This window comes from Streptomyces sp. NPDC058663 (assembly GCF_042716745.1).
In the GTDB taxonomy this organism is placed as follows: domain Bacteria; phylum Actinomycetota; class Actinomycetes; order Streptomycetales; family Streptomycetaceae; genus Streptomyces.
The window spans coordinates 72100-99019 of record NZ_JBHXRV010000003.1 but is presented as its reverse complement, the minus strand read 5'-3'; the positions used below and the strand labels follow the sequence as shown (position 1 = coordinate 99019).

The 26920-nt window shown below is 72.0% G+C and carries 23 protein-coding genes; 7 read left to right on the top strand and 16 right to left on the bottom strand.

Annotated features, from left to right (window positions below):
- Nucleotides 1-127: 127 nt before the first annotated feature.
- Together ACFWVV_RS03265 and ACFWVV_RS03260 are read left to right on the top strand one after the other, a co-directional pair.
- Nucleotides 128-748 (top strand): DUF742 domain-containing protein, encoded by a 621-nt coding sequence (locus ACFWVV_RS03265; RefSeq protein WP_384344380.1) that lies wholly within the window; start codon nt 128-130, stop codon nt 746-748.
- A complete protein-coding gene (locus ACFWVV_RS03260) occupies nt 729-1310 on the top strand; it encodes an ATP/GTP-binding protein (RefSeq protein ID WP_185034326.1) in 582 nt (193 codons plus the stop codon). Before ACFWVV_RS03265 ends, ACFWVV_RS03260 begins: the two co-directional genes overlap by 20 nt.
- 178 nt (nt 1311-1488) lie before the next feature.
- Here the strand turns inward: ACFWVV_RS03260 and ACFWVV_RS03255 are convergent, their stop codons facing one another.
- The 4 genes from ACFWVV_RS03255 to ACFWVV_RS03240 all read right to left on the bottom strand — a co-directional run bounded on the left by ACFWVV_RS03255 (nt 1489) and on the right by ACFWVV_RS03240 (nt 9383).
- On the bottom strand, nt 1489-1698 hold the full coding sequence (locus tag ACFWVV_RS03255) for an acyl-CoA carboxylase subunit epsilon (protein ID WP_384344376.1): 210 nt from the start codon (nt 1696-1698) through the stop codon (nt 1489-1491).
- A gap of 65 nt (nt 1699-1763) precedes the next feature.
- Nucleotides 1764-3347, bottom strand: coding sequence for an acyl-CoA carboxylase subunit beta (locus ACFWVV_RS03250; RefSeq protein ID WP_384344374.1), 1584 nt, complete (start codon nt 3345-3347; stop codon nt 1764-1766).
- Between the two features lie 299 nt (nt 3348-3646).
- Nucleotides 3647-6013, bottom strand: a complete 2367-nt coding sequence (locus ACFWVV_RS03245) for a polysaccharide lyase 8 family protein (RefSeq protein WP_384344371.1) — start codon at nt 6011-6013, stop codon at nt 3647-3649.
- A gap of 250 nt (nt 6014-6263) precedes the next feature.
- Complete coding sequence (locus ACFWVV_RS03240; protein ID WP_384344368.1) at nt 6264-9383, bottom strand: endo-alpha-N-acetylgalactosaminidase family protein; 3120 nt, start codon at nt 9381-9383, stop codon at nt 6264-6266.
- A 248-nt stretch (nt 9384-9631) separates the two neighbouring features.
- Between ACFWVV_RS03240 and ACFWVV_RS03235 the strand changes: the two genes are divergently transcribed.
- Entirely contained in the window at nt 9632-10231 is a 600-nt protein-coding gene (locus ACFWVV_RS03235) for a YceI family protein (RefSeq protein ID WP_384344365.1), read from the top strand.
- 61 nt (nt 10232-10292) lie between these two features.
- Here the strand turns inward: ACFWVV_RS03235 and ACFWVV_RS03230 are convergent, their stop codons facing one another.
- From ACFWVV_RS03230 to ACFWVV_RS03195, 8 genes are all read right to left on the bottom strand, one after another.
- Nucleotides 10293-11672, bottom strand: coding sequence for a hypothetical protein (locus ACFWVV_RS03230; RefSeq protein WP_384344362.1), 1380 nt, complete (start codon nt 11670-11672; stop codon nt 10293-10295).
- A gap of 58 nt (nt 11673-11730) precedes the next feature.
- Entirely contained in the window at nt 11731-13578 is a 1848-nt protein-coding gene (locus tag ACFWVV_RS03225) for an ABC transporter ATP-binding protein (RefSeq protein ID WP_384344359.1), read from the bottom strand.
- A complete protein-coding gene (locus ACFWVV_RS03220; RefSeq protein WP_384344356.1) occupies nt 13568-13984 on the bottom strand; it encodes a lasso peptide biosynthesis B2 protein in 417 nt (138 codons plus the stop codon). The genes ACFWVV_RS03225 and ACFWVV_RS03220 overlap by 11 nt, the downstream gene beginning before the upstream one ends.
- A complete protein-coding gene (locus ACFWVV_RS03215; protein WP_384344353.1) occupies nt 13981-14268 on the bottom strand; it encodes a lasso peptide biosynthesis PqqD family chaperone in 288 nt (95 codons plus the stop codon). Before ACFWVV_RS03215 ends, ACFWVV_RS03220 begins: the two co-directional genes overlap by 4 nt.
- Nucleotides 14265-16235, bottom strand: coding sequence for an asparagine synthase-related protein (locus ACFWVV_RS03210; RefSeq protein WP_384344350.1), 1971 nt, complete (start codon nt 16233-16235; stop codon nt 14265-14267). The genes ACFWVV_RS03215 and ACFWVV_RS03210 overlap by 4 nt, the downstream gene beginning before the upstream one ends.
- 19 nt (nt 16236-16254) lie before the next feature.
- Nucleotides 16255-16371 (bottom strand): keywimysin-related RiPP, encoded by a 117-nt coding sequence (locus ACFWVV_RS03205; protein WP_380837121.1) that lies wholly within the window; start codon nt 16369-16371, stop codon nt 16255-16257.
- Between the two features lie 273 nt (nt 16372-16644).
- A complete protein-coding gene (gene cimA, locus ACFWVV_RS03200) occupies nt 16645-18294 on the bottom strand; it encodes a citramalate synthase (protein ID WP_384344347.1) in 1650 nt (549 codons plus the stop codon).
- Nucleotides 18295-18630: 336 nt separating this feature from the next.
- A complete protein-coding gene (locus ACFWVV_RS03195) occupies nt 18631-19857 on the bottom strand; it encodes a TolB family protein (protein ID WP_384344344.1) in 1227 nt (408 codons plus the stop codon).
- Nucleotides 19858-20040: 183 nt separating this feature from the next.
- Between ACFWVV_RS03195 and ACFWVV_RS03190 the strand changes: the two genes are divergently transcribed.
- Together ACFWVV_RS03190 and ACFWVV_RS03185 are read left to right on the top strand one after the other, a co-directional pair.
- Nucleotides 20041-20862, top strand: coding sequence for an endonuclease/exonuclease/phosphatase family protein (locus ACFWVV_RS03190; RefSeq protein WP_384344341.1), 822 nt, complete (start codon nt 20041-20043; stop codon nt 20860-20862).
- Nucleotides 20859-22028, top strand: coding sequence for an amidase (locus ACFWVV_RS03185; protein ID WP_384344338.1), 1170 nt, complete (start codon nt 20859-20861; stop codon nt 22026-22028). The genes ACFWVV_RS03190 and ACFWVV_RS03185 overlap by 4 nt, the downstream gene beginning before the upstream one ends.
- 169 nt (nt 22029-22197) lie before the next feature.
- Here ACFWVV_RS03185 and ACFWVV_RS03180 read toward each other — a convergent pair whose 3' ends face one another.
- The 3 genes from ACFWVV_RS03180 to ACFWVV_RS03170 all read right to left on the bottom strand — a co-directional run bounded on the left by ACFWVV_RS03180 (nt 22198) and on the right by ACFWVV_RS03170 (nt 24839).
- The gene (locus ACFWVV_RS03180; RefSeq protein WP_384344335.1) at nt 22198-23289 is read right to left on the bottom strand and encodes a branched-chain amino acid aminotransferase; all 1092 of its coding nucleotides are present in this window, start codon (nt 23287-23289) and stop codon (nt 22198-22200) included.
- 272 nt (nt 23290-23561) lie between these two features.
- The gene (locus ACFWVV_RS03175; RefSeq protein ID WP_384344332.1) at nt 23562-24605 is read right to left on the bottom strand and encodes a 3-isopropylmalate dehydrogenase; all 1044 of its coding nucleotides are present in this window, start codon (nt 24603-24605) and stop codon (nt 23562-23564) included.
- 81 nt (nt 24606-24686) lie between these two features.
- Entirely contained in the window at nt 24687-24839 is a 153-nt protein-coding gene (locus ACFWVV_RS03170; protein ID WP_384344672.1) for a hypothetical protein, read from the bottom strand.
- A gap of 308 nt (nt 24840-25147) precedes the next feature.
- Here ACFWVV_RS03170 and ACFWVV_RS03165 point away from each other — a divergent pair, with 308 nt between their 5' ends.
- Together ACFWVV_RS03165 and ACFWVV_RS03160 are read left to right on the top strand one after the other, a co-directional pair.
- Entirely contained in the window at nt 25148-25495 is a 348-nt protein-coding gene (locus ACFWVV_RS03165; RefSeq protein WP_384344329.1) for a PadR family transcriptional regulator, read from the top strand.
- The gene (locus ACFWVV_RS03160; RefSeq protein WP_384344326.1) at nt 25492-26238 is read left to right on the top strand and encodes a hypothetical protein; all 747 of its coding nucleotides are present in this window, start codon (nt 25492-25494) and stop codon (nt 26236-26238) included. Before ACFWVV_RS03165 ends, ACFWVV_RS03160 begins: the two co-directional genes overlap by 4 nt.
- An 89-nt stretch (nt 26239-26327) precedes the next feature.
- Here the strand turns inward: ACFWVV_RS03160 and ACFWVV_RS03155 are convergent, their stop codons facing one another.
- Nucleotides 26328-26879 carry a GNAT family N-acetyltransferase gene (locus ACFWVV_RS03155; protein WP_384344324.1) on the bottom strand — a complete coding sequence of 184 codons (552 nt, stop codon included), beginning with the start codon at nt 26877-26879 and terminating at the stop codon, nt 26328-26330.
- Nucleotides 26880-26920: the final 41 nt, after the last annotated feature.

The window sequence follows — 26920 nt, the reverse complement described above, 5'->3', positions numbered from 1 at the left end:
CGAACAAGCAGACACAAGTGTTCTCAACTAGCAGACACCCCGTGCGTATGGACGTCCCCGGGCTTTAGGGTTCGGGGATGTGGCTCCACAGTGCATGGTGCCCGCAGTGCAGTCGGAGGAGGAGAACGTGGCAACGCCCCCAAACGGTTCGTCGGCCGACTGGCCCTACGGCCGCGGTCCGGTCCAGGGTCAGGGTGGTCAGCAGGGCGGTCCCGGCGACCCCTCGCAGAACCGGTTCAACTTCCCCTCCACGCCCAGCCGTTCACCGTACGAGCAGCGCCCCTACCAGCAGCCGCCGCAGGCCCCCCGCCATGCGCAGCAGCCCAACGCCCAGCCGGCGGCGCCGCGTACGCAGGGCAGCAGGGGCCGGATGTCCGGTTCGTCCTCGTCCGCTCCTATCGGCGCACACAACCCTCTGGTGCGTCCGTACGCGATGACGGGCGGCCGGACCAGGCCCCGCTATCAGCTCGCCATCGAGGCGCTGGTGCACACCACGGCGGAACCCGCCCGGCTGCAAGGGCAGTTGCCCGAGCACCAGCGGATCTGCCAGCTGTGCCGCGAGATCAAGTCGGTCGCCGAGATCTCGGCACTTCTCTCCATCCCCCTCGGCGTTGCCCGAATCCTCGTCGCCGACCTGGCAGAGGCCGGACTCGTCGCCATTCACCAGCCCGGCGGCGACGAAGCCGCGGGCGGTCAGCCAGATGTGACACTGCTCGAAAGGGTGCTCAGTGGACTTCGCAAGCTCTAGCAGCGGAGCAGCCCGCTCCACAACCTCCGCGAAGATCGTGGTGGCGGGCGGCTTCGGCGTCGGCAAGACGACGTTCGTCGGAGCCGTGTCGGAGATCAACCCGCTGCGCACCGAGGCCGTGATGACCTCCGCCTCGGCCGGGATCGACGACCTCACCCACACCGGGGACAAGACGACGACCACCGTCGCCATGGACTTCGGCCGCATCACCCTGGACCAGGACCTGATCCTGTACCTCTTCGGTACGCCGGGCCAGGACCGCTTCTGGTTCATGTGGGACGACCTGGTGCGCGGTGCGATCGGGGCTGTCGTGCTCGTGGACACCCGCCGCCTCGCCGACTGCTTCCCCGCGGTCGACTACTTCGAGAACAGCGGCCTGCCCTTCGTCATCGCCCTCAACGGCTTCGACGGACACCAGCCGTACAACCCGGAAGAGGTCCGCGAGGCCCTCCAGATCGGTCCGGACACCCCGATCATCACCACCGACGCCCGCCACCGCGCGGACGCCAAGAGTGCGCTGATCACGCTGGTCGAGCACGCGCTGATGGCGCGGCTGCGGTAACACGTCCGTACAGGGTGCGCGAAAGGGCCCGTCCTGCTGAGGAATCCTCAGCAGGACGGGCCCTTCGCGTGGGCCACGGGCCGGTGACTCTCATGCGGGAGCCTCGTGGCTGATCGCGCAGTGCCCCGCGCCCCTGGAGGGCGCCCCCCTTGAAGGGCGCCTCCTGCAAGGGCTTGGGTCAGCCCTGCCAGCTGTGCGGGGCGCGGAAGCCGGGGGTGCGCTCCAGGCGACGCCAGCCGGCGGCCGTGCGGCCGTGCGGGGCGGCGACCTCGGCGGGCCGGGCGGCGGCCCTGGCCAGCAGGATCGCGGTGATCGCGGCCAGCTCCTCGGGGGCGGCCTCGCCCTTCTCCACGCGCAGCAGGTTCTTCGTATCGGCGGGGATGCTCATCAGTTCGTCGTCTCCGTCACGTCGTCTTCGGCACGAGGGATTCCTCGGCGGAATCCGTCGGGTGGTTACTGGGGCGGGTTGCCGTGCTTGCGCGACGGCAGGTCCGCGTGCTTGTTGCGCAGCATCGCCAGCGAGGCGATGAGCACCGAACGGGTCTCCGCGGGGTCGATCACGTCGTCGACCAGACCGCGCTCGGCCGCGTAGTAGGGGTGCATCAGCTCGGCCTTGTACTCCTTGACCATGCGGGAGCGCATGGCCTCCGGGTCCTGGGCCTCGGCGATCTGCCTGCGGAAGATCACGTTGGCCGCGCCCTCGGCACCCATCACCGCGATCTCGTTGGTGGGCCAGGCGTAGGTGAGGTCCGCACCGATGGACTGCGAGTCCATCACGATGTACGCACCGCCGTACGCCTTCCGCAGGATCAGCGAGATGCGCGGCACCGTGGCGTTGCAGTACGCGTAGAGCAGCTTGGCGCCGTGCCGGATGATCCCGCCGTGCTCCTGGTCGACACCCGGCAGGAAGCCCGGGACGTCGAGCAGCGTCACGATGGGAATATTGAAAGCATCGCACATCTGGACGAACCGGGCAGCCTTTTCGCTGGCCTCGATGTCCAGGACGCCCGCGAGCGACTGCGGCTGGTTGGCGACGATGCCGACGACCTGGCCGTCCAGGCGGGCCAGCGCGCACAGGATGTTGGTGGCCCAGCGCTCGTGGATCTCCAGGTGGTCGCCGTCGTCGACGAGTTCCTCGATGACCTTGCGCATGTCGTACGGGCGGTTGCCGTCGGCCGGGACCAGATCGAGCAGGACCTCGCCGCGGCGGTCGGCCGGGTCCTCGGAGGCAACGGTCGGCGGGTTCTCGCGGTTGTTGGAGGGCAGCATCGAGATCAGGTACCTGACCTCGGCGATACAGGTCTCCTCGTCGTCGTACGCGAAGTGCGCGACGCCCGACGTCTCGGCGTGCACGTCCGCGCCGCCCAGACCGTTCTGGGTGATCTCCTCGCCGGTCACCGCGCGGACGACGTCCGGTCCCGTGATGAACATCTGCGAGGTCTCGCGGACCATGAACACGAAGTCGGTCAGGGCCGGGCTGTAGGCCGCGCCGCCCGCGCACGGGCCGAGCATCACGCTGATCTGCGGGATGACACCGGAGGCGCGGGTGTTGCGCTGGAAGATGCCGCCGTAGCCGGCCAGCGCCGAGACGCCTTCCTGGATACGGGCGCCGGCGCCGTCGTTCAGCGAGACCAGCGGGGCGCCGACCGAGATGGCCATGTCCATGATCTTGTGGATCTTCGTGGCGTGGGCCTCGCCCAGCGCGCCGCCGAAGATCCGGAAGTCATGGGCGTACACGAAGACCGTGCGGCCCTCAACGGTGCCCCAGCCGGTGATGACGCCGTCGGTGTAGGGCTTCTTGTTCTCCAGGCCGAAACCGGTCGCCCGGTGCCGGCGCAGCTGCTCGACCTCCTGGAACGAGTCCGGGTCGAGCAGCAGCCCGATGCGCTCGCGGGCGGTCAGCTTGCCCTTCGCGTGCTGCGCCTCGGTCGCGCGCTCGCTCGGCCCGCGCACGGCCTGCTCGCGCAGTGCGTGCAGCTCGGCCACCCGGCCACGTGCGTCGGTCTGCTCACCCGGGGTCTCGTCCACAACGGTCATGTACCGACCCTACGAACATCGACAAGAAAACGGTCCGTCGACTCTGCACAGTCTCCGGGCCCATCTCCTGTGAGGGCCGGACAGAACCAGGGCGCACGAAGGGGACAACCGCAGGTCCTGGGCACCGCGCTTTGTAAAGGTCGCACAAAGCCGCCGGGTGTGGCGTGCTGCACACCCCGGCGCGGGACCGGGGTGTGCGGTGTGCCCGCGCGCGGACGGACGGTCGCGCGGGGCCGGCGTGCGTGCGGGCCCGGCCGATCGACGCTGCCGCGCACGCGGGCGGGTCGGCCGCCGGCCGGTCAGCGCACCTCGCAGCGCAGTGAGGCGCCTGCCGTGCCGGGCGTGATCCACAGCCGGAGGGTACGTCCGGTGGCCAGCACCTCCACGCCGGGCCCGGCCTTCTCCACCTGGCGCACCGGGCGGTCCCAGGTCAGCTCGTACGGGGTCCCGGTGCGGTCGGGGCCGCTGAGGGCAAGGGTGTGGCCGCCGCCTGTGCCGCGAATCAGCACGCTTGAGGGGGCGGACACGGTGAGGGGGCCGGCCGTGGCGGCGGCGAAGAAGTTGGCCGCGAGCAGGCCGAGGGAATCGATGCGGACGGCCTGGACGGCCGCCGTATTGGCCAGGACGCGCAGCCAGAAGGGGTCGGCGGCGCGCAGGGCGAGGGCACTGCGGTCGGCGCCGGGCATCAGCAGATAGCGGTAGGCGGCGCCCTTCGGGTCGGTGCCGTGGTCGAACAGGAGGGTCTGGTAATGGCGGGTCTGCCGGTCGGTGGTGCTGGTGGTGTTGATGTCGGACCACGCCCCGGTGCGCGCCTCGCGGAGCGTGCGCGGCGCCGTGCCGTCGGGGAAGATCCAGCCGCCGTGGCCCTCCAGGTGGGCCCAGCGGGGGCGGCTGCCTCCTTCGGTGCTGAAGCGGGCAGTGGGGGCGGGGCCGAGGTTGCGGTTGTCGACGACCGTTTCGACGGGGACGCCGTCGGTGGCGGTGATGCCGGCGCCGAGGCAGACGACCGTGTCGCCGGCACAGAACCAGGACTTACGGGCCTCCAGCGTCGAGCCGAGCCCCTTGAGGTGCTGGCCCACGGCGGCGTACCGGCCGTCGGTGGCACCGCCCGTCCACCGGGTGGCGGGACGCCAGGCGCCCCACTCGCCGCCCGCGCGGTCCGGGAGCCTCTTGGTGGAGACGGTGGTGCCGGGCAGCCGGTAGGGGTCGACGGTGGGCCAGAACCAGTCGGTGTACTGGTCATTGGCCCGGGCGCCGGGCCACCAGTAGAGCATTCCGGCACCGGTGTGCCAGCCGCGCGGGTTCTCGCCGTTGCCGCATTCGTACGCGGAGATGCGCTCGCTGGACATCGAGAGGGCGGCCGCCCAGCCGCGGCCCCGGTGCACGGCACGGTCCATCGCGGGGAAGAGACGGTGCTGTTCGGTGGGTTCCGGGGCGGCGGGCAGGGGGGAGCGGGCGACGGCGTGCAGGCGCGCGAGGTCGGCGACGGCGAACTGGCGGGCGGTGAGGATCGGCACGGTCGCATCCCGCGCGATCCAGCCCTTGACCATCGCGGTCCAGCGGTCGCGCTCGGCCGGTGACGCGCCGCCCGCCAGGAGCGGGATGGCGGCGATCAGTCCCTGGCCGTGGAAGTGGTCGCTGCGCATGACCTTGAGGTCGTCGCTCTTGAGGTAACCGCGGCTGATGGCACGCCCGTTGACGCTGTCCATCATGAGGCCGTTGAAGAGGAAGGGGGCGTAGGCCTTCTCCACGGAGTCCAGCACGATCTGCCGGTTCGGGTCGGTGACCGCCCAGCTGGAGCCCGCGAGGAGCGTGAACAGGCGGCCGAGGCCGTCGAGCATGACCTGGCCGTAGGTGCCGGAGTAGGCGACGGTGGTGTGCTGGATGAACGAGCCGTCCTCATAGAGCCCGTCGCCCTTGGTCACGTACGGGAAGACGGGGGACAGCGCGTCACGGGCGAGGGCGAGCTTGGCCGGACTGCGGCCGAGGACGCCGCGCAGGGCCACGGAGCGGCAGAGGTCGACGCGGTTGGCTCCGGTGGAGGTGCCGGAGTAGGTGCGGAGCAGGGCGTCGGGGATGAAGTGGTCGACGGCGGCGCAGTGGGCGGCGATGCGGGCCTCGCCCAGTTCCGCGTACAGGACGGCGGTGATGTCCATCAGGAGGCGGGGACTGCCGATCTGCCACTCCCACCAGTTGCCGTAACGGGTGGTGCCGGGGTGGTAGACGCGGGCGGTGAGGTGGTCGAGGCCGCGCAGGATGTCGGCGAGGAGGCCGGGGTCGCGGGTGAGGCCGGTGCCGGGCTGGGCGTAGGCCTGCGTCATGGTCCACAGCCGGGAGTAGCTCTGGGTGATGCCGGCCGGCGGGTCGAAGGGGGCGCCGGGCCAGAGGGAGGTGTCGGTGGGGGCCATGGACGCCCGTGCGGAGGCGGCGCGCCCGCCGGTCTCGCGCAGGCGGGACGCGTAGGGCTCGGTCTGCGGGTCGTAGCCCTCGCCGAGCTGGAGGGTGGTCCAGCGGGTGCGGAGGGCTTCGAACTCGTCGGCGGCCGGGGCGGCGGGGGCCTTCGCGGCTCTGCCTCGGGAGGCGTGTGCGTGTGCGGGGAGGGAGAGGGCGGTGAGGGTCGCGGTGGCGGCGGTGAGGAAGGTGCGGCGGGTGATGGCGCGGGGCACGGGGCCTCCCGGGGACGGGTGGTGCAGACCGGTTGGGCGTTGGTGTAGCACGGGCGGGAGGGGGGTTCAATGGATGGGACGGCATTTCCCGCAAGCGCTTACTCCCTTGCGTGGCAAGGGGGCCGCCGTCATGCGCGGCGCGCGCTGATGGCGCGCCCCGACGGCCCCGCCCCTTGGGCGGCGGGGCCGCGCCCGTTGGCCCCCGCCCCGGCTGCGCCCTACGGTCCCGCTCCCGGGAGTGGTCCGGCGGCTACCCCGTCCCGGCCCCTCCCGTGCCGCAGGCGGCCTTCTCCGGGGCCGGGGCCGGGCCCAGGTCGGTCACGGTGAAGGCGTCCAGCACGAAGTCCGCGCCTTCGGGTGCGCCGGACTTCTTGCGCAGCCCCACCCAGGTGTCGCCGCAGCCCGCCGTGACGGTCTCGGAGAAGCGGGCGGTGGTGCGCTGTTCGGCGAGTGGGGTGCGGCGGGCCTCGACGGAGGCGGGCATGCCGTCGGCGCCGGTGCGGTCGTAGCCGGTGACCCACTCGTAGGCCCCCGCGTGGCTCGACTGGTGGTCGAACTCGACGCGGTAACGGTGGCCGTCCTTCATGGGGACGGTCCACGGGGCGGTGCGGTAGACGAGTCCGGTGTTCTCCTCGTGCGACTTCAGTGATTCCCGGCCGCCGAGGACGTCGTCGACGCGCTTGCCGTTCCAGCCGGCCTGGGTGTACGGCGCGTTCTTCTGGGCGATGTGGGTGCGCGGGTCGGTGGCGCCGCCCGCGTCGCCCTTGAGGAAGGGGCCCCAGCCCTGGTCGACGGCCTCGAAGTCGTCGTGCACGAGGGCGCCGGGCCTGGTGGCCGGGGCGCCGGCGACCAGCCGTACGTCGTCGATCCGGACACGGATGTCCGAAGTGGCCCGCGCCGCCCGGATGTCCAGGGTCGCCACCCCGTCGCGGGGCGCTGTGAAGGTGACCTTGGCGCGCTGGAAGTAGGTGCCGTGCCAGTCGTTGGCGGCGGTCTGTTCGCGCGCCGTGGACCGTTCGACGGCGACCTCCTTGCCACCGATGGCCAGGGTTGTACGGCGCTCCTTGCCCGGCTGGACCTCGACCCAGGCCGACGCGGTGTAGCGCTGCCCCGGCGTGAGACCGGTGAGGCGCTGCGAGAGTCCCGCGGCGGCAGTGCCGGAGAGGGCGGCGCTGTTGCGTCCCTGGCCGTCGGTGTCCCGTACGGCCCTGCCCGTCGTACGCCAGTTGTCGGCCGGCGCGGCGGAGTTGAAGCCGGGGTCGGCGACCTTGCCGCCCTCGCCCCAGCCGGCGTCACGTGCGGCGGGGGTGCGGCCCTTCGGGTACAGGACGTAGGGCTGTCCGGCCGTTGCCTCCAGGGTGACCCTGCCGTCCCTGACGGGAACGGTGGCGGTCTGCACCCGGCCGTTGTCGGTGAGCTTGCCGACGGTGAAGGAGGTGGCCCGTGCGAAGGCCGCCGGGACGGTCCAGGTCGTCGTTCCACCGGCCTTGTTGTAGTGGTAGAGCTTCTTGTTGCCGTCCCACGGGAGGAGGTAGTTCTCCCCGTCGAGGACCTTGGCGTCTCCCGCGTAGAAGGCGCGCTTGCCGTTCTCGACGGTTCCGCGCACTCCCCCGGTGAAGTCGATGCGGTCCTTGGACCAGCGCTGGATCCGCTCGTGCTGGAGGAACTTGGCGGGGAGGTTGCGCTGCCAGATGTTGGCATAGAAGGCGTTCCAGTCGCTCTCGCCGGTCCAGCCCTCGAACTCCTCCAGGGCACTCTGGCCGAGGATCGGGTGGTCGTTCCAGATGTCCTTCTCGCTGTTGCGGATGAAGCGGATGATCTGGGAGTTGAGTCCCTTGTTGGTCTTGCCGCCGTAGTCGAGGTCGTTGGCCCAGTGCGACCAGAGGGAGGCCTGCTCGAACTTGTCCGCCCACTCGGTGCCGACGTGCCAGCCCTGCTTCTGCACCTCCTGGAGCGTCCGGTCGGCGATCCAGCCGTGCGTGTAGTAGACGTCGATGTAGAGGAAGCCGAGGTTGCGGTCGGTCTCGTCGCGCAGCTGCTGGAAACGTCTGGCCAGGTCGCCGCTGTTGAGGTCGCGGCGCTGGTCGATGTAGTAGCTCTGGTTGAGCCAGTTCCAGCCGGGCCTGTTCTTGTCGACGAGCTTCTCGTCGAAGGCCTTGGCCTCGGGGTACGACTCGGTGGCGTTCACGTGCACGCCGAAGGTGGCGCCCCACTTCTGGCCGGCCTTGAGCAGCTTGTTGAGGTCGGTGAGCCCGCCGGCGCGCTTGTTGTAGTTGCCGCCGTAGTCGGGGTGGGCGGAGTCGTGTCCCTCGGACCCGTATCCCTTGAGCACGGCGAGCTGGCCGAGCCCGTCGGTGGCCTGCGAGACGCGCTTGACGTCGTCGAGGGTGCGCAGGAAGGGGTGGGTGGCCTGGCTGGCGAAGTTGAACGGGATGTGGGTGACGACCCTCTCCGGGGTCTCCTCGGAGCCCGGTGCCCGGACGCCGATGGAGCGGAACGCGAGGGCGCCGTCCTGCCAGTCGACCGTGGTGTCGCCGTTGGCGTCCGGTGTCACGACGACCTTGGCCCAGGGCAGGTCCTTGCCGCTCGCCGGTTTCGGCGCGCCCTCCCCCCGGTAGGTCCACTGCCCGGACCACACAGCGACCCGTACGCTGCCGTCGTCGGCCCGGGTGGCCCGGTGCCAGAAGCGGGCGCCGTCACGTCCTGTGGCCCCGGCTGGCTTGTCGTACGAGGAGTTGGACTCGACGGCGGCGGCCAGCGCTCCGGTGTTGACGATGCCGTACGAGGCGCCGACGGGGGCCGCTTCCGCCGGGGTCGACGCGGTGACCTTCGCGAAGACGTCGGCGGTGCGGGTGGAGTCGGGGTCGAGCCGGGTGAAGGCGGTTTCCGCCCCCTGCTCCCCGCTGCCGACCGAGACGAGGTCGTGCCCGGGTATGTCGATCGTGCCGACCCGGAAGGACTCGGTGTCCCGTACCGCCGTCACCTTGAAGGTGGTGGCCCGCCCGCTCACCGACAGCGTGGCGTCGATCCCGACGCCTGGCAGGGAGGGCACGAGCAGGGTGTACGCGGCCGAGTCGGCCAGGATCCGGGGCTCGGCGGCGACCCGGACCGGGCGGGCGGTCCCGTTGAGCACGATCGAGGTGACGGGCCGGGTACTGCCGAGGAGCCGGGCCCCGCCCGCGCGTTCGGTGTACGACAGGACGCGGGGGAAGTCCTTGGCGACGGTGACGGACAGCTGGGGCGAGAGCAGGACGGCACTGCCGGCGGCGGGCGCCGGTGCGGCCGTCGTCGGCAGTGCGGGCCCGGCCAGCGCGAAGACGACGGAGGAGGCGGCGGCGACCCCGCACGCCACTCGGAATCTGGGTGACATGGGCCCTGAGTAAGCCCGTCCCCCACGGCTCCGTCAACGTCCCCGGGCACCGTGGGCCCCGTCAGTCCAAGAACCCCCGCGCGGAAGTCCAAGCGGGCGCGCGCTCCCCCGGACGGCTGAATCCGCCCAGTTGCCCGACTGTAAAGGTTGAACTTTGAACTTCCTTGCCCTAAGGTCGTGCATACCGAAACACGTTGAAGGTTCAACAATCTTCGCGCCGCTTTTTTCTCGTCCCCAGGAGGAACGTCATGGGCTTCTTCGGCCGCAGCAGCACCCCCACCACCGCCCCCGCCGCCGTGGACCCGGCGCTGGCCGCCCTGACCGGCGAGTACTCGATCGACCCGAGCCACAGCAGCATCGGGTTCACCGTCCGGCACGCCATGGTCACCAATGTGCGCGGTACCTTCGCCGAGCACGAGGGCACCCTGAAGCTGGACGGCGCGCACCCCGCCGCCTCCGAGGCGAGCATCGACGTGAAGATCGCCAGCATCGACACGGGCGTCGCCGACCGCGACAACCACCTGCGCAGCGGCGACTTCTTCGACGCGGAGACCTACCCCGCGATGACGTTCCGCTCGACCGGGGCCGAGCAGCTGGGCGGCGACGACTACCGCATCACCGGCGACCTCACCATCAAGGACGTCACCCGCCCGCTCTCCATCGACCTGGAGTTCAACGGCGTGGCCACCGACGTCTACGGCAACGAGCGGGTGGGCTTCGAGGGCAGCGCCACCATCCTGCGCTCCGACTGGGGCCTGACCTGGAACGCGGCACTGGAGACGGGCGGCGTCATGGTCAGCGACAAGGTCAAGCTGACGTTCGACATCTCGGCGATCAAGAAGGCCTGACCGAGGTCCGTGGGCGGCGGCACAGCACTGCCGCCGCGCCCACCCAACGGGCCCCGGCGGGTCAGAAGCTCCCGCCGCCGAAGTCCCCGCCTCCGCCCCCGAAGTCCCCTCCCCCGCCGAAGTCCCCGCCGCCGCCGAAGTCGCCCCCGCCGAAGCCGGTCGAGTCGAAGTCGGAGCCCGAGACGTCACCGCCCTCGAAGCCCGCCCCCGCCTCGTCGAAGCCGGTGCCCGCGCCGTAGTCCGCCGCGTACGCCGGGGTGGCGAGCATCGAGCCCATCATCGTGCCGACCAGCAGGGCGGGGAGCATGCCGCCGCCGAAGTAGCCGCCGGCCCAGGGGCCGTACGCCGGGCCCGCGTCGTAGTAGGGGCGGCGGCCCTCGGCCGTGTCGACGTGACGGACGGCCGGGTCGAGACCGTCGGCGAGACGGGCAGCGTCGGCCGCGCACACGGGTACCTCGCGGGGTGCGCCGCCCGCCGGGGCCCAGCTCGCGTCGGCGACCGAGGGGCCGTGCCGGGGGTCGAAGAAGCAGGGCGAGCGCCGCTCGGGGAGCGCCTCGCCGCTGCGGCGTGCGGCCAGCACCGCGAGGGAGTAGCGCCCCTCCTCCAGTGCCTCGGTCACCCCGCGCACGTCGTTGGGCTGCTGCACGGCCGCCATCCGCGACTTGGCCGTCTCGTAGCTGTCGAGGGACCGCTCGTAGTCGGTGCGCATCTCGTCGGTGGCACCCGGCTCGGAGGGGTGGAAGTCGAGGCGGTCAAGTTCCTCGCCGTACGCGGTGATGTCCTCGTCGACGACCACCGTCAGCTTGCGCAGCGCCTCCTGGCGCTCCTCCTCCTTGCGGCGGCGGCTGCGGCGCACCAGCGCGTAGCCGCCCGCGCCCGCCGCGAGCGCGGCGGCGCCGAGGCCGACCAGGACGACGGTGGCGGAGTCGTTCGAGTCGCCGCCGCCGTCCCAGGAGGCGGGGCCGCGCCCCTTGACCGACGGGAGTGCCTGGTCGACGAAGGCGTTGAGCTGGGTGGCGGCATCCAGTCCGGCGGGGGTCTTGGCCGCTGTCACCAGGTTGCGGACCGCGGCGTGGGACAGCGCGCGGGGGTCGGCTCCGGCATTGAAGCCGTCGCCGAGGCGGACCGCGTAGACGCCGGTCACGCCGGTCGCGGTGCGCAGATTCTGCCGGACGGTGTCCGGAGGGAACTCGGCGCTGCGCGGCAGCACCGCCACGAACAGCGGTTTGTCCGCATCCTTGATCTTCTTCGCCAGGGCGTCCTGGTCGGCCTGGGAGAGCTGGCTCCTGGCCTCCGGGGCGACATAGACGGGCCCCGCCCTGAGGGCATTACCGGCCTCGGTCGTACCGGAGGCGGCGACCGCGGCCGGGGCGACGGAGAGCAGCACGAGCAACGTCGACCCGGCGAAGGCCGATATGACGGAAAACGACCTGGTCCTCATATGTTCGACGCTACCCGAAGTGTTCGGACATGCACCTGTTGCCCTGGGTTACATCCGGTCAGCTCAGCGTGACCGAGGCTTTCCCGCCGAATTCAGTGCTGAACTGAGTGGCCGCCAGTTCGGCGTACAGGCTGTCCTGCTGGACGAGTTCGGCGTGCGTGCCCGCCGCGCGGACCCGGCCCGCTTCCATGACGACGATGCGGTCCGCCCGTACGACGGTGGACAGGCGGTGGGCGATGACCAGGACCGTGGTGTCGGCGGCGAGTTCGACGATGACCTCGCGCAGCCGTTCCTCGTTGACGGCGTCCAGCTGGGAGGTGACCTCGTCGAGCAGCAGCAGGCTCGGTTTGCGGAGCAACGCCCTTGCCAGGGCGATGCGTTGGCGTTCGCCGCCGGAGAGCATCACGCCGCGGTGGCCCACCTGTGTGCCGAGGCCTTCGGGGAGACGTGCGACGAGGTCGTCGAGCCGGGTGCGGGTGACGGCGTGCGCCACCTCGTCGTCGGTGGCGTGCGGGGCGGCGAGCAGGAGGTTGTCCCTGAGCGTGCCGGCCAGGACGGGGGCATCCTGTTCCACGTACGCCAGGGCGGACCTGAGCTCGGCGAGCGGCCAGTCGCGGATGTCCCGGCCGCCGATGGTGAGGGTGCCCCCGCCGTGGTCGTAGAAGCGTTCCAGGAGGGCGAAGACGGTGGTCTTGCCCGCGCCGGACGGGCCGACGAGTGCGGTGAGGCTGCCGGGCGGGGCGCTGAAGGTGACGCCGCGGTGCACCGGGGTGCGGGCCGGGGTGTCCTCCGTCCCGTCACCGCCGTAGCCGAAGACGACGTCGGTGAACTCGACGCCCAGCGGCGGGTGGTGGAGGCCGGCGGGTGGCTCCGCGGGCTCCTCCCCCGGCAGCGATTCGATCTCCGCGATGCGGCGGACGGCGGCCAGTCCCGTGTTCAGTCCTGTCCAGCCCTCGGTGATCTGCCCGAGCGGGCCCAGCAGGCCGAACACGTACAGCAGGAAGGCGATGAGGGAGGAGACCTCCATCGCACCGGAGACGACCCGCGCGCCGCCGACGCCGAGGACGGCGAGGAAGGCGAGCTGGGTGGTCAGGAACATCGCCACTTCCGACACCGAGGTCCAGCGCGCGACGCTCAGCCCCCTGTCGTGGGCCCGCTGCGCCGCCGCGCCGATGCCTGCCGCTTCGCGGTCCTCGATGCCGCTGGCCTTGACGGTACGGAAGGCCTGCAGCGCGCGGTCGAGCAGCGAGCCCATCGCGCCGACGGCCTCCTGTGCCTGGAGCTGGGCGCGCTGGATGCGCGGCATGAGCAGGGCGAGCACGCCGATGCTGAGCAGCAGCACCAGGGCGGTGACGCCCAGCAGGAACAGGTCCACGACGGCCATCAGCACGATGGTGCCGATCAGCGTGAGCACCCCGGTGACGGCGTCGACGACGCTGCGGGAGAGGACCCCGTGCAGGAGGGTGGTGTCGCTGGTGGCCCGGGAGAGCAGGTCGCCGGGGGTGAGCCGGTCGACGGCCGCCACCTTGAGCCGGAGCATCCGCTCGACCAGCCGCCGACGGGCCCGCAGCACGGCGGCCTCGCCGGTGCGGGCCATCAGATAGCGGCCGGCCGCCGCGAGCAGGGCGCCGGCGATCACGACGGCGGTGAGGGCGATCAGCGGCCCTGTGGTCGGCCGGCCGCTGCCGAAGGCGTCGACGGCGTACTTGGCCATCAGGGGCATGGCGAGGCTCGCGCCGGATCCCGCGAGAGAGAGGACGCTGCCCACGAGGAGCAGTTTCCAGTGCGGGCGGATGCGGGCGAGCAGGAGCTGGTGGGGCGGCTGGGGGGTGGTGGCGCCGGGGTCGCGTCCGGCGGCCGCCGGACGCCCCTCCCGGTTGCCGGCCCGGTCGTGCTCAGTCGCCACCCACTGCCACCTTCATCAGGGGGCGGAAGTCGGTGACGTTCTGTTCGCCGACGGTGCGGCCCCCGGCCGCCACCCAGGCGTGCGGCTGGAACGGCGGGGCGTTGCGGACCCCCGCGTGCCAGTCGGGCCAGGTGCCGGACATCCGGCAGACCAGGGCGATGGCGATCGAGCGCGGCAGGCACCCGTACCAGCCGGCGCACTTGCGGCTGGTGGCGACCACGCTCTCGTAGGTCTCCAGCGTCCGGTCGTAGCTCGCGGGGCGCGCGCCCGCGCTCAGCCGGGTGAGCACCTTGCGCAGTCTGCCCGGCTTCAGCCTGGCGAGCAGCAGGGCCGCCGCGACGGCCGCGCGGAGCTTGAGTCCGCCGGGTCCTGCCCCGCGTCGGGGCATCGTCATCTCGGTGGTCACCGGGCACCGCCCCGCACCACGATCTTGGCCCTGATCAGCTGGTCGGTCAGCTCCGCGACGTCCGCCTCGGCCTCGGCGCGCTCCACGTCGTACTCGGCGAGCAGGCGCTCCACCGCGTCGGCGGGCGAGCGGCCCTCGGAGATGGCGGTGACGACGAGGGTGCCGCACTCGTTCAGCTGCCAGTAGGTGCCGTCCTTCTCGTCGAGCAGGACGCCGCCGTACTCGGTGGTGGTGACGGCTATGCCCTTGCGGAGCTGGAGTGGGGGCTGGAGCTGCCGGCTCATGCGGGTGCCTCGCTGTTCGCTTCGGAGTCGGGTGCGGGGGTGGGTGCGGGTGCGAGGGCGGGACCGGGTGCGGGCCAGGCGTCCTGGGCGGTGCGCAGCCAGGCCTCGCAGGACACCGTGGAGTCGATCGGGTGCTGCTGGAGCAGCGGCGAGTAGGGGTCGTCGGCCAGCTTGCGCAGCTGGCCGGCGTCGATGAGTCCGCGCTCGGCGAGCAGCGAGCCCTCCCACAGTTCCCGCAGCTGTGGGGCGTGCTCGCGCAGCCCCTGGATGTCGTCGGCGGACATGTGGTCCTTGGTGGTGCGGGAGAGCAGCCCGTCGGGGACCACCCCGCGCAGGGCCTCCACCAGGAGCGGCTTGTAGCGCCAGGGCACCACGCGGTCCTCGACCCGTACGGCCAGGACCGCTTCGACGACCCGGTCGTCGAAGAAGGGTGCGGCGACGGGCAGCCCGAGGCCCGCGCCCACGTCCTCCATCGCCTGGAAGTAGCGGGCGCCGAGCCGCACGGTGTCCAGGTCCATGTGGCGTCCTGGCCTCGGTGCGATGGGCTGGGCGCGCTGTGCCGCCCGGCGGAACTCCTCCCGGATCAGCTCCTTGGCCTTGGGGGTGAGCCAGGGCCGCATCGCCTGCCGCATCCCCCAGGAGACCTGCGGGGTGCGGGAGTCGGCGGTCGCGGTGTCGATGAGGGAGCCGGCCAGCCAGTTGCCGAAGGCGGGCGGGAAGAGCATGCCGCGCAGGGTGGGCAGCAGGGGCCAGCCGGACTGGTGGCGCAGGGCGCTGATCCGGTTCCAGGCCTTGAGGGGCTTGCCGGGCAGGAGGTCCTGGCAGGCGGAGGCGAGACCGTTGAAGAGTTCGTCGCCGCCGTAGCCGGTGAGGTGGTACTCGGATCCGGTGGCGGCGGCCCGCCCCAGCAGCATGGCGGCGCGGGCCCGTGCGGGGGCCACGGGGAAGGGCTCGTCGAGGAGTTCGCCGCCGGTGCCGCGCAGGTCGGCGTAGAAGAGCGGGGCTTCTTCGGCGGGGACGACGGTGTGCTCGATTCTGCGCGTGCCGCCCTCGCTCTCGGCGGCTCGGCGCGCTTCGCGCACTCCGCGCTCGGCCCACACCTCGTCCTCGGACCTGCTGTCCCTGGCGGCCACCGTCAGCAGGGTGGTGTCGGGGGCCCCGGCCCGCTGGGCGAGGAAGGTGACGGAGGTGGAGTCCATCCCGCCGGACAGTTCGCCGCTGACCTTGGTACGTCCCTCCAGGTGCGCGGCGACGGACGCGGCGAGCGCGGCCGCGACCAGCGGGGCGCCCTCGGCCGCGGTGAGGCGGGGTACGGGCGGCTGCCACCAGCGGCGTACCGAGAAACCGGGAACCGCTCCAGGGGCGCCGCCGGCCAGCAGCAGCGCGTACGCGGGGTCGATCTCCTCGATGCCGTGCCACAGGGGTCTCTCGCGCAGCGGGTGCGGTACGTAGTCGAGCAGCCGCAGGGCGAGGGCTCCCTCGTCGAGTGCGGCGCCGGTGAGGTGGGCGAGCACGGCGGGGCGGTCGGAGGCGACCCGGTGGCCGGCGTGCGCGGCGTGGTAGACGCGGCGGTGGCCGGAAGCGGTCCCCCGTACGCAGGTTTCGCCCGCGATCCGGGAGACGACGTGGCCGAGTCCCGGCAGGGCGGTGAGCCTGCGGTGCAGATCGAGGGTGTCGCGGGCCGGGCCGAGGACGGCGTCCAGGGTCACGGCCGGGGTGCGGTGGGAGCCGATCAGGACCAGGGCGTCGTCGCCCCGGGTGACCTTCACCAGGTTGCGCACGAGAAGGCGGGCGAGGATCCAGGGGCGGCCGGACGGGTGGGCGGCGGTGTGCCAGCTTCCCCTGTCCGCCGGGCCGGGGGCGGCATCGGCCGCCGAGCGAAGATGCCCGGCCGCCGCCTCGCCTTCGGCCGTGTCGGGAAGGACCACGAAGAAGTCACGCAGAGGCAGGTGACCGGGCATCTTCATCGCTCAGTTACCCGCTGACTCAGATGCAGAGCCGACGGGACCAGAACTCCTTGCAGGAGGCATAGAACATGCCCGCGGTCTTCTTGCTGAAGTCGCCCTGGTTGAACAGCGACGGCTTGACGTAGGTCTTCTTCATCCTCGTCACGTCCTCTCCATGAGTAGGGGTATACCGAGCAATAGGAAAGCCGTTGCGGAAGTGAACGGTGTGACCCGTGTGAACTCCGTGACGGCCTGGGACAGTTGATCGCAGTCCGCACACCCCTGTGCACCCCCAGCCACCGTTTGTGGCTTGATCAACAGCGGGACTGGCGCATTCCTCCCCCTTGACGGAGGGTGAACGAGCGCTTACTCGTTGCATGTTGTACATATTCGGGGTGCCTATGCCCGCCGGCCCCCGGCCGGGCGGCCCTCATTCGGTCGGTTCGACGCCCGCCCGCAGCAGTCCGTAGGTGTACGCGTCCTCCAGCGCCTGCCAGGACGCCGCGATGACGTTCTCCGCGACGCCGACCGTGGACCAGTCCCCGCCGGAGCCCCCGCCGTCGCCGGTGGTGATCAGGACGCGGGTGGTCGACTCGGTGCCGTGCGTGCCTTCCAGGATGCGGACCTTGTAGTCCACCAGCTCCAGCTTGGCGAGCTGCGGGTACATCCGCTCCAGGCCGACCCGCAGCGCCCGGTCCAGGGCGTTGACCGGGCCGTTTCCCTCCGCCGTGGCGACGATGCGCTCGCCCTTGGCCCACAGCTTCACCGTCGCCTCGTTGGCGTGGGTGCCGTCGGGGCGGTCCTCGACGATGGCGCGCCAGGACTCGACGCGGAAGTAGCGGCGGGCACGGCCCTCCGCCTCCTCGCGCAGCAGCAGCTCGAAGGAGGCGTCGGCGGCCTCGTACGTGTAGCCCCGGAGCTCCCGCTCCTTGACCCGGGCGACCACCCGGCCGACCAGTTCGCGGTCGTCGCCGAGGTCGACGCCCAGCTCCTTGCCCTTGAGCTCGATGGAGGCGCGGCCTGCCATGTCGGAGACCAGCATCCGGATCCGGTTGCCGACGAGTTCGGGGTCGATGTGCTGGTAGAGGTCGGGGTCGACCTTGATGGCGGAGGCGTGCAGTCCCGCCTTGTGGGCGAAGGCGGAGATGCCGACGTACGGCTGGTGCGTGGAGGGCGTGAGGTTGACGACCTCGGCGATCGCGTGCGAGATCCGGGTCATCTCACGGAGCGAGCCCTCGGGCAGGACCCGCATGCCGTACTTCAGCTCCAGGGCGGCGACCACGGGGAAGAGGTTGGCGTTGCCGACCCGTTCGCCGTAGCCGTTGGCGGTGCACTGGACGTGGGTGGCGCCCGCGTCCACCGCGGCGAGGGTGTTGGCCACGGCGCAGCCGGTGTCGTCCTGGGCGTGGATGCCCAGACGCGCGCCGGTGTCGGCGATGACGGTGGCGACGACGGCCTGGATCTGGGCGGGGAGCATGCCGCCGTTGGTGTCGCAGAGGATGACGACGTCCGCGCCCGCCTCGCTCGCCGCCCGCACGACCGCCTTCGCGTACTCGGGATTCGCCCGGTAGCCGTCGAAGAAGTGCTCGCAGTCGACGAAGACCCGCCGGCCCTGCGCCACCAGGTGGGAGACGGTGTCGCCGACCATCGCCACGTTCTCGTCGAGGGTGGTGCGCAGGGCCAGTTCCACATGGCGGTCGTGCGACTTGGCGACCAGGGTGATCACCGGGGCCCCGGACTCCAGGAGCGCACGGACCTGCGGGTCCTCCGCGGCCGTGGCACCGGGCCGCCGGGTGGCGCCGAAGGCCACCAGCTGGGCGTTGCGGAAGGTGATCTCCCCCCGCGCCCTGGCGAAGAACTCGGTGTCGCGGGGGTTGGCGCCCGGCCAGCCGCCCTCGATGAAGCCCACCCCGAAGTCGTCCAGATGACGGGCGATGGCCAGCTTGTCCGCGACGGTGAGGTTGATGCCCTCGCGCTGCGCGCCGTCGCGCAGCGTCGTGTCGAAGACGTGGAAACCGTCGTCGGGACCGTCCGTGCTGCCTGCACTGCCTGCACTGCCCGGGCTGTCTGCGGTCGTCATGCGTCTGACTCCTGTCAGGGCCCGGGGCTGCGCCCGGGCGGTGAATTCAACACAGTCGGAATGGCTTGCTCCACTTGCCCCCATCTTCGCGTGCGCCTCGCTCCCGGCCCGGTCGGGGCCGGAAAACGAAAAAACCCCTCGCGGGTGCGAGAGGTCTGCGCGCGGGTCTGGAGCTCGGTGGCCGCGCCGTACGGGGTGGTGGGTACGGGACGGTCACTGCGGACCGGCGCGCCTGCTGCCGATAATCATGGCGAACGAGGACACGGGGGCAGTCTGGCACACGACTGCCCCCGCGTCTCAGGGCGTCTCAGGATGCGGGCCGCCCGGGGCCCGGTCTCACTTCAGCCGGCGCAGGAACACGTCCGCCTCGCCGTTGGTGTCCCCGGCGACGAACTGGCTCTCGTCGTATCCGGAGAAGGCGACGGCCGACGCGTCGGCGCTCAGCACGGAGCTCCCCGCGCCCTTGCCCTTGCCGTCCAGTCCCGGCGTGGCCAGGACGTCCTTGCCGGTGCGCAGATCGCGCACGTAGTGGCCCTCGGCGCTGCCCGAGCGGGAGTACAGCAGCTTGCTCCCGTCGGCGGAGAGACCCTGGACCGCGCTGATGTCGGTCGGCGTGGGTGCGTCGACACGCGTCAGCTTCTTGGTGCGCAGGTCGTACACGAAGGGGTTCCAGCCCCGGTTGGGGTCGGTGCCGGGCACCAGGTTGGTGGCGAACGACTGGAACGCGACCGTCCGGCCGTCTGCGCTGAGCAGCGGGGTGGTGGACGCCTTGTCCGCCTCGGCGCCGTTGTACGTGGCGTCGGCCTGCACGGTCTTCTTGCTGGTGCGGTCGTACACGAAGATGTCGCCCCAGTCGTCGCCGCGCGGGCCGTTGAGGTAGGAGTCCTGGTAGACGACCTTCGTGCCGTCGTCGCTGACCGACCCGACGAAGCAGCCGCGCGCCCCGTCCGCGTCGTCGGGCGAGTGGCTGATCCGCTCGGCCTTCCCCGTGGTCCGGTCGTAGAGGTAGACCCGGGGGCCGTCGTCGGCGGCGGCCGGGGTGGCGTCGGTGGGGCGGGCGGTGAAGGCCGCGAACCGGCCGTTCGCGCTGAGCGCGGGCTTGCCGTACGAGACGGCGTAGGCGTCGCCGAGGGCCGGCGCCAGGCGCTCGGTGCGGCCGGTGCGCACGTCGCGCAGGTGGACGCCGTACTCGTTGGTGTCGTTGCTGCTGGAGACGAAGGCCAGGACCCGGCCGTCACGGCTGAGCGAGGCCCCCGAGGTCGACGCCCCGGCCACGGTCACCCGCTGGAGCGGGGCGCCGGGTGCGGGCCGCAGGAAGACGTCCAAGGTGTGCGGGGTGTCCCCCGCCACCAGGTTCGTGGCGTCCGACGCGAAGGCGACGACCTTGCCGTCGCCGCTGAGCACCGGGTCGCTGGAGGAGTTGTCGGCCTGCGCGCCGCCGGGCGCGGTGCTGACCTTCTCGGTGTGGGGCGCGAGCGGTCCTGCGGACGCGGCGGGCAGGGTCAGGACGGTCAGGGCGGCGACGAGAGCCGCGCCCAGGGTGGTGCGGGTGGTGCTGCGCATGGTGGAACTCCCCGATTTTTGTGCGGTCGTTGAGCCGTACGGAACAGAAGGACGCGGCCTGGACGCGATTGGTTCGCTCCCGGGAAAGGTCACTTGGGCCGGTGCGACGGACAACCCCCGTGCCGTGCCCGGGGATTCACGCCCCCGGGGCCGGGCGGTGGGCGTCCGGGTAGGTTCGGGCCCATGCGCGTACTGACATGGAATCTCTGGTGGCGGTTCGGTCCGTGGGACGCCCGCCGCAAGGCCGTCCTCGACGTGTTGCGGGAGCAACGGCCTGACGTCGTCGCGCTCCAGGAGGTGTGGGCCAACGATCAGGAGAACCTGGCGGGGTGGCTGGCCGAGGAGCTCGGACTGCTCCACTGGACGTGGATGCGGTTCGCCGAGCCGCACCACTGGCAGCGGCGGACCGGCGGCGACACCTCGGACATCGGCGTGGCCGTCCTCAGCCGGTGGCCGATCGGTGAGGAGGCGGCGGAGCGGCTGCCCGCCGCCGGGGCCGTGGACAACGGGCGGATGGCGCTGTACGCCCGGGTGGACTCCCCGTTCGGGCCGGTCCCGGTGTTCACCACGCATCTCAACTCGGCGGTGTACGACTCCGCGGCACGCTGCGCGCAGGTGCGCGCGCTGCACCGTTTCGTGGCGGAGCACCGGGGCGAGGGGGCGTTCCCGCCGGTGGTCGCCGGGGACTTCAACGCCTGGCCCGACTCGGACGAGATGCGGCTGATGGGTGGCTACCGGACCGCGCCGCCGGTGCCGGGGCAGGTCTTCGTGGACGCGTGGGAGTTCGCGGAACCGGGAGCCGCGTGGGCCACCTGGGACTCCTCGAACGCCTACCACGCCCCGGGCCCGAGCACCCGGATCGACTATGTGTACGTGGGTGTGCCGGGCCGTGGCGGGTTCGGCTCGGTGAGCGCGGTGGCCCGGTTCGGGCACGGCGCTGTGGAGGGCGTGTGGCCCTCGGACCACGCGGGCGTACGGGTGGACCTGAGGGAGGTGCCGGTATGAGGCGCGCGGAGATCGCGGACCGGGACGCCGCCCTGCGGGCCTTCGTGACGCTCGCCGACCCGCCGGAGATTCCCGCTCCCGGCCCGCTCAGCGGGATCGCGGTCGGGGTGAAGGACATCGTCCGGGTGGACGGACTGCCGACCGGCGGCGGCTCGGCACTGCCGCCCCGCGCCCTGGCGGGACCCCAGGCCACGGTGGTGAGCCGGTTGCTGGCGGCCGGTGCTTACGTGGCGGGCAAGACGGTGACGGCGGAGTTCGCGATCCTCGCCCCGGGTCCCACCCGCAACCCGCACCACCGGGACCACACCCCGGGCGGCTCCAGCAGCGGCTCGGCGGCGGCCGTCGCGGCGGGGATGGTGCCGCTCGCGGTGGGCACGCAGACGGTCGGTTCGATGATCCGCCCCGCCGCCTACTGCGGAGTCGTCGGCTTCAAGCCCAGCTTCGGCCGCATCCCGGTGGACGGCGTCATCCCGAACGCCCCGTCCTTCGACACCCTGGGGCTGTACGCGCGGGAGGTGGCCGGTGTCGGACCGGCTGCCGCGGTGGTCTGCGACGCCTGGCAGCCCCTGCCGGGACCGCCCGGCCGGCCGGTGCTCGCGGTCCCGGAGGGCCCGTACCTCGCACAGACCGAGGCGGCGGCGCTGGCGTCCTTCGAGGCGCGGGTGGAGTCGCTCCGGGCGGCCGGGTACGAGGTACGGCGGGTGCCGGTGATGGCCGGCTTCGAGGAGATCCGCCGCCAGCTGTTCACCATGAACCGGTACGAGGTGGTGCGCTCGCACGAGCCGTGGTTCGAGGAGTACGGCCACCTCTACCGGCCGGAGACGATCGCCGTGCTCCGCGAGGGCGCGTCGATCGACCGCGCGGCGTACGCGGCGGCCCGCGCCCGGCGCGAGGTCTTCAGGCAGCAGCTCGCCGAGGCGATGGACGGGGCCGGGGTGGATCTGTGGATCACCCCGGCGGCGACGGGTCCTGCCCCGGCCGGTCTGACCACGACGGGCTCCGCCGTGATGTCCCTGCCGTGGAGCAACGCGGGCCTGCCCTCGGTGTCGCTGCCTGCGGGGCGGGCCGGGAACGGGCTGCCGCTGGGCGTGCAGTGCGTGGCGGCGGCCGGCGCGGACGAGCAGCTACTGGCCTGGGCGGGCGAGCTGGAGGCCGTGCTCGCCTGAGGCGGGTCGTGCGGGGGTGAGGCCGGCGGGGGCGGGGCATGCGGAGGAGGGGCCGGTGCGGGGGCGTGCGGGGGCAGGGTCGGCGGGCGCGGGGGCATGCGGGATGGGCGTCCCGTCAACTCCCGGGACGCCCAACGCCACGCACCACCTTCGCCGTCCGCCCGGCGGGTCAGGCCAGCTCGTGCATCCAGCCGTGGGTGTCCTGCGCCTTGCCCGTCTGGATCTCCAGCAGCGCCTTGCGCAGCGCCATCGTCACGCGGCCCGGCTCGCCGTCCGCCGTCGTCCACTCCGCGGAGGCCGACTTCACATGGCCGACGGGGGTGATGACGGCCGCCGTGCCGCACGCGAAGACCTCCGTGAGGGCGCCGGACTCGGCGTCGCGCTTCCACTGGTCTGTGGAGATGCGCCCCTCCTCGGAGGTGTAGCCGAGGTCGGCGGCGAGCTTCAGCAGCGTGTCACGGGTGACGCCCGCGAGCAGCGACCCGGTCAGCTCCGGTGTGACGATCTTGTCCCCGTACACGAAGTACAGGTTCATGCCGCCCATCTCCTCGACCCACTTGTGGTCGATCGCGTCGAGCCAGACGACCTGGTCGCAGCCCTTCTCGGCGGCCTCGGCCTGGGCGAGCAGGGAGGCCGCGTAGTTGCCGCCGGTCTTGGCGAAGCCCATGCCGCCGGGCACGGCGCGGACGTAGTTCTCCGAGAGCCAGACCGAGACGGGCTTCACGCCGCCGGGGAAGTAGGCGCCTGCCGGGGAGGCGATGACCAGGAAGAGGTACTCGTTGGCCGGCCGGACACCGAGCCCGACCTCGGTCGCGATCATGAAGGGGCGCAGGTAGAGGGACTCCTCGCCGCCGTGCGGCGGCACCCAGGCCTGGTCCTGCTTGACCAGCGCGTCGCACGCGGCGATGAAGGTCTCGACCGGCAGCTCCGGCATGGCCAGGCGCTTCGCCGACGTCTGGAAGCGCCTGGCGTTGGCCTCGGGCCGAAAGGTGGCCACCGAGCCGTCGGGGCGGCGGTAGGCCTTGAGGCCCTCGAAGATCTCCTGCGCGTAGTGCAGGGTCATGTTCGCCGGGTCGATGGACAGCGGCGCGTACGGGACGAGCTGGGCGTCGTGCCAGCCGCGTCCTTCGGTCCACTTGATGGTCACCATGTGATCGGTGAAGTAGCGGCCGAACCCGGGGTTCGCCATGTTCGCCGCGCGCTCGGCGTCGGCCAGCGGGCTGGAGGAGGGCTTGAGCTCGATCGTCAGGGGCGTCGTCATGAGTGCGTGTCCTTCACCGGTTGTCTGGGGAGGGCCGCGCCACGCCTTCGGTCACATGCGCGTCTCTGCGGTCACATGTAGGACGTCCGAGCTTCCTCTCATACCGCGACCCTGCGTTCGATTATCGCGCGTGCGGGGGCGGGTACGAAACGGCGTGTTCCGACGTGCGGTGCGAAGTGCGGCCCAGGAGGTCGATGGTCGCACCCGGTGGCCGCACAGGAACAGCCGCCGGGTGTCGGAACCCGGCGGCTGTCGTGAGGTGAGTCGCCGGGTCAGCCCGCTACTCGTGCGGCGAGCGCGTCGCCGATCTCGTCCGTCGTGCGGACCTGTGCGGGGTCCCGCTCGGCGAGGTCGGCGGTGACCGCCTCCTCGATGCGGGCGGCCTCGGCCTCGTGACCGAGGTGCCGGAGCAGGAGCGCGACGGACAGGATGGTGGCCGTCGGGTCCGCCTTGCCCTGGCCCGCGATGTCGGGCGCGGAGCCGTGCACGGGCTCGAACATGGACGGGAAGGCGCCCGTCGGGTTGATGTTGCCGGAGGCGGCCAGGCCGATTCCGCCGGAGACGGCGGCGGCAAGGTCGGTCAGGATGTCACCGAAGAGGTTGTCGGTGACGATGACGTCGAAGCGCTCCGGCTGGGTGACGAAGAAGATCGTCGCGGCGTCGACGTGCAGGTAGTCCGTGGTGACGGACGGGTACTCGGCGGCGATGCGGTCGAAGGTGTTCTTCCACAGGTGGCCGGCGTAGACGAGCACGTTGTTCTTGTGCACGAGGGTGAGCTTCTTGCGGGGGCGGGCGGCCGCGCGCTCGAAGGCGTCGCGGACCACGCGTTCCACGCCGTACGCCGTGTTGAGGGAGACCTCGGTGGCGACCTCGGCGGGGGTGCCGGTGCGCAGGCTGCCGCCGTTGCCGGTGTACGGGCCCTCGGTGCCTTCCCTGACGACGACGAAGTCGATCTCGGGGCGGCCCGCGAGGGGGGTCGAGGTGTTGGGGAACAGCTTCGACGGGCGGAGGTTGATGTAGTGGTCGAAGGCGAAGCGGAGCTTGAGCAGCAGCCCTCGCTCCAGTACGCCCGACGGCACGGACGGGTCGCCGATCGCACCGAGCAGGATCGCGTCGTGCTGCTTGAGCGCGTCCATCTCCGCGTCCGGGAGGGTCTCCCCGGTGCGGTGCCAGCGCTGGGCGCCGAGGTCGTACTCCTTGGTCTCCAGCTTCACGTCCTGCGCAAGGACGGAGTTGAGGACCTTCAGGCCCTGGGCCACGACCTCCTGGCCGATGCCGTCACCGGGGATCACTGCGAGATTGATGCTGCGAGACATGGCTGGGACCCTACTCCGCGTCCCAGCACATGACACGTCGCGTCCGCCATGTGGACGCTCGCACCACCCTCCCGCGGAACCTCAGTGGCCGCTCTCGCCGCCGTTGTCACGGCGGTCCAGTGCCCGCTGGAGGGCGGCGGCGGCCTGCTTGCGGTCGGCCGCCTCGGCGGAGCGGGAGGCGTGGCGGACGCGGCGGGAGGTGGTGGAGTGCATGGTCATCGAGGTCTCGGACATGAGGGATCGACTCCTTCAGAGGCATGGACGTGCTGGAGGGGCTTGCTGCATCTGTGAGGCGCCGGAATGAGGCGGGGAGCGGGCGCCGCAGGGATTGCCTGCTTCGGGGCACCGGCTCGCGACCGCCGTTCGCTGATGGAGCGAGACGTTCGGCTCCTACAAAGCTAGGACAGGTCCGGGCAGCTGTCTCCACAATTACTCGGACTTCCTACTATCTGAGACGCGATCACCGCGGATCCCTTGTGCGCGCCGGAATCAACTTCCCCACCTAGGTTGCATTCCTATCTAGATAGTGGTGAACTCCGGCCATGGCCGCAGACCGCAGATCCAGCTGGCTCAAGGGTGTCCTTGACCTCCTCGTCCTCTCCTGCCTCACCGGTGGTGAGAGCTACGGGTACGAAATCTCCAAGGCACTGGCCGGCTCGGGCCTCGGGGACATCAAGGGCGGCACGCTCTACCCGGTCCTGAACCGGCTGGAGGAAGCCGGGTACGTCGTCGGGGAGTTCCGGGTCGCCGAGCGCGGCCCCGGCCGCCGCTACTACCGGCTGACGGAGCAGGGGCGGGCCGCGCTGTCCGAACAGACCGGCGCCTGGCTGGAGTTCCACGCGACCGTCTCGCACACGCTCACCGCATCGCACCGCACGGGGGAATCATGAGCAATGCCCACGACACGTACTTCGTCCGGCTCGGCGCCGCTCTGCGCGCGGCCGGAATGCCCGAGGACGAGGTCACGGCGACCGTCGCCGACCTGACGGCGTACGTCACGGACGGCGAGGGGACCGATCCGGTGGCGGAGTTCGGCGACCCGGAGGAGTTCGCGGCCCGGCTGCGGGGCGGGGCGGCGGTGACGGAACCGGCCGCCGGTGCCGAGTCCTGGCGGTGGACGACCGACATCTACAACGACCGCAGACTGCTGGACCACTACGGCGACCAGGGCTGGGAGGTCGAGCGCGTCGACCGCCTGGGCCGGTTCGTGTGCCGCCGCGACCCGTCGGCGGCCCTGCGCTGGGAGTACCGCCGTGACCTGGCGCACGACGCGCAGGAGCGGGCGGCCCGGAGCGCCGAGCTGGCGCCGGACGCCTGGGAGCCGTGCGGGCACTGGACGTTCTACATGTACTTCAAGCGCCCGAAGGCGGCGAGCGCGGGCCCGGCGGGCGCCCTGGACACGGTGGCTCCTGTGCCCACGGCGCACCACATGTTCGGCCGGCGGGTGCACCGCATGCTGCTGGTGTTCGGGCTGTGCGTCCTGGCGCTGGCGGTGCTCTTCCTCTGTGGCTACGGGGACTTCGTGGCGGAGCACCCGTGGATGCCGGCGGTGTGGGGGGCCGCGGGAGCGGCCGGCGGGGTGGCCGCGTGGCGCGGCGTCAGGCGGGACGTGGCGCGCGGCGTCGAGGAGTAGCCCCGGGGGCGGTCACTCCCGGCGGGTGGTCCTGCCGCTGCCCGGCTCCGCCGGGGTGCCGCAGCCCGCCGCCCCCGCCACTCCGGCAGTCACAGCACGTCACCGTCCCGCCAGTCGAAGATCAGCGCCGCCCCGGCGTCCGGCAGGCTCCGCCCGGCCGCCGGCCGCACGTACGTCGAGCCCTCCTCGTCCGGCAGCGGTACGAGGCCCACCGGGCTGAGCGCGGCCAGCGCGCCGGGCCACACCTGCCAGCCGCGTGCGTCATAGAGCGCGGCCCCGGCGTCGGACGCGGACAGCGCGCCGAGCGCGTAGGCACGGTCGACGATTTCTTCGAGCGCCGCCATGATCCGGCCGCCCAGGCCCTCCCTGCGGCGGTCGGCCCGCACCACCACCGCTTCCACGTAACCGGTCCGCAGCGAACTCTCCCGGTGCTGCACCCGCCGCTGGACGAGGCTGCCGTGCGCGAGCAGTTCACCGCCCTCGGTGATCAGGGCGTGCATTCCGCCGAGCCCGTGGTCCCAGTCCGTGTCCGCGAAGTCGCCGTCGAAGGCGACGTCGAGGAGCGCGCGGATCGCGGTGAGCTCGGCGGGGGTGAGGTGGGCGGTGTGGACGGTGCGCAGGGTCGTCCCGTACTCAGTCATGCCCAGCACTCTCGCAGGCCCCGGCCGTGACGGGTACTCAG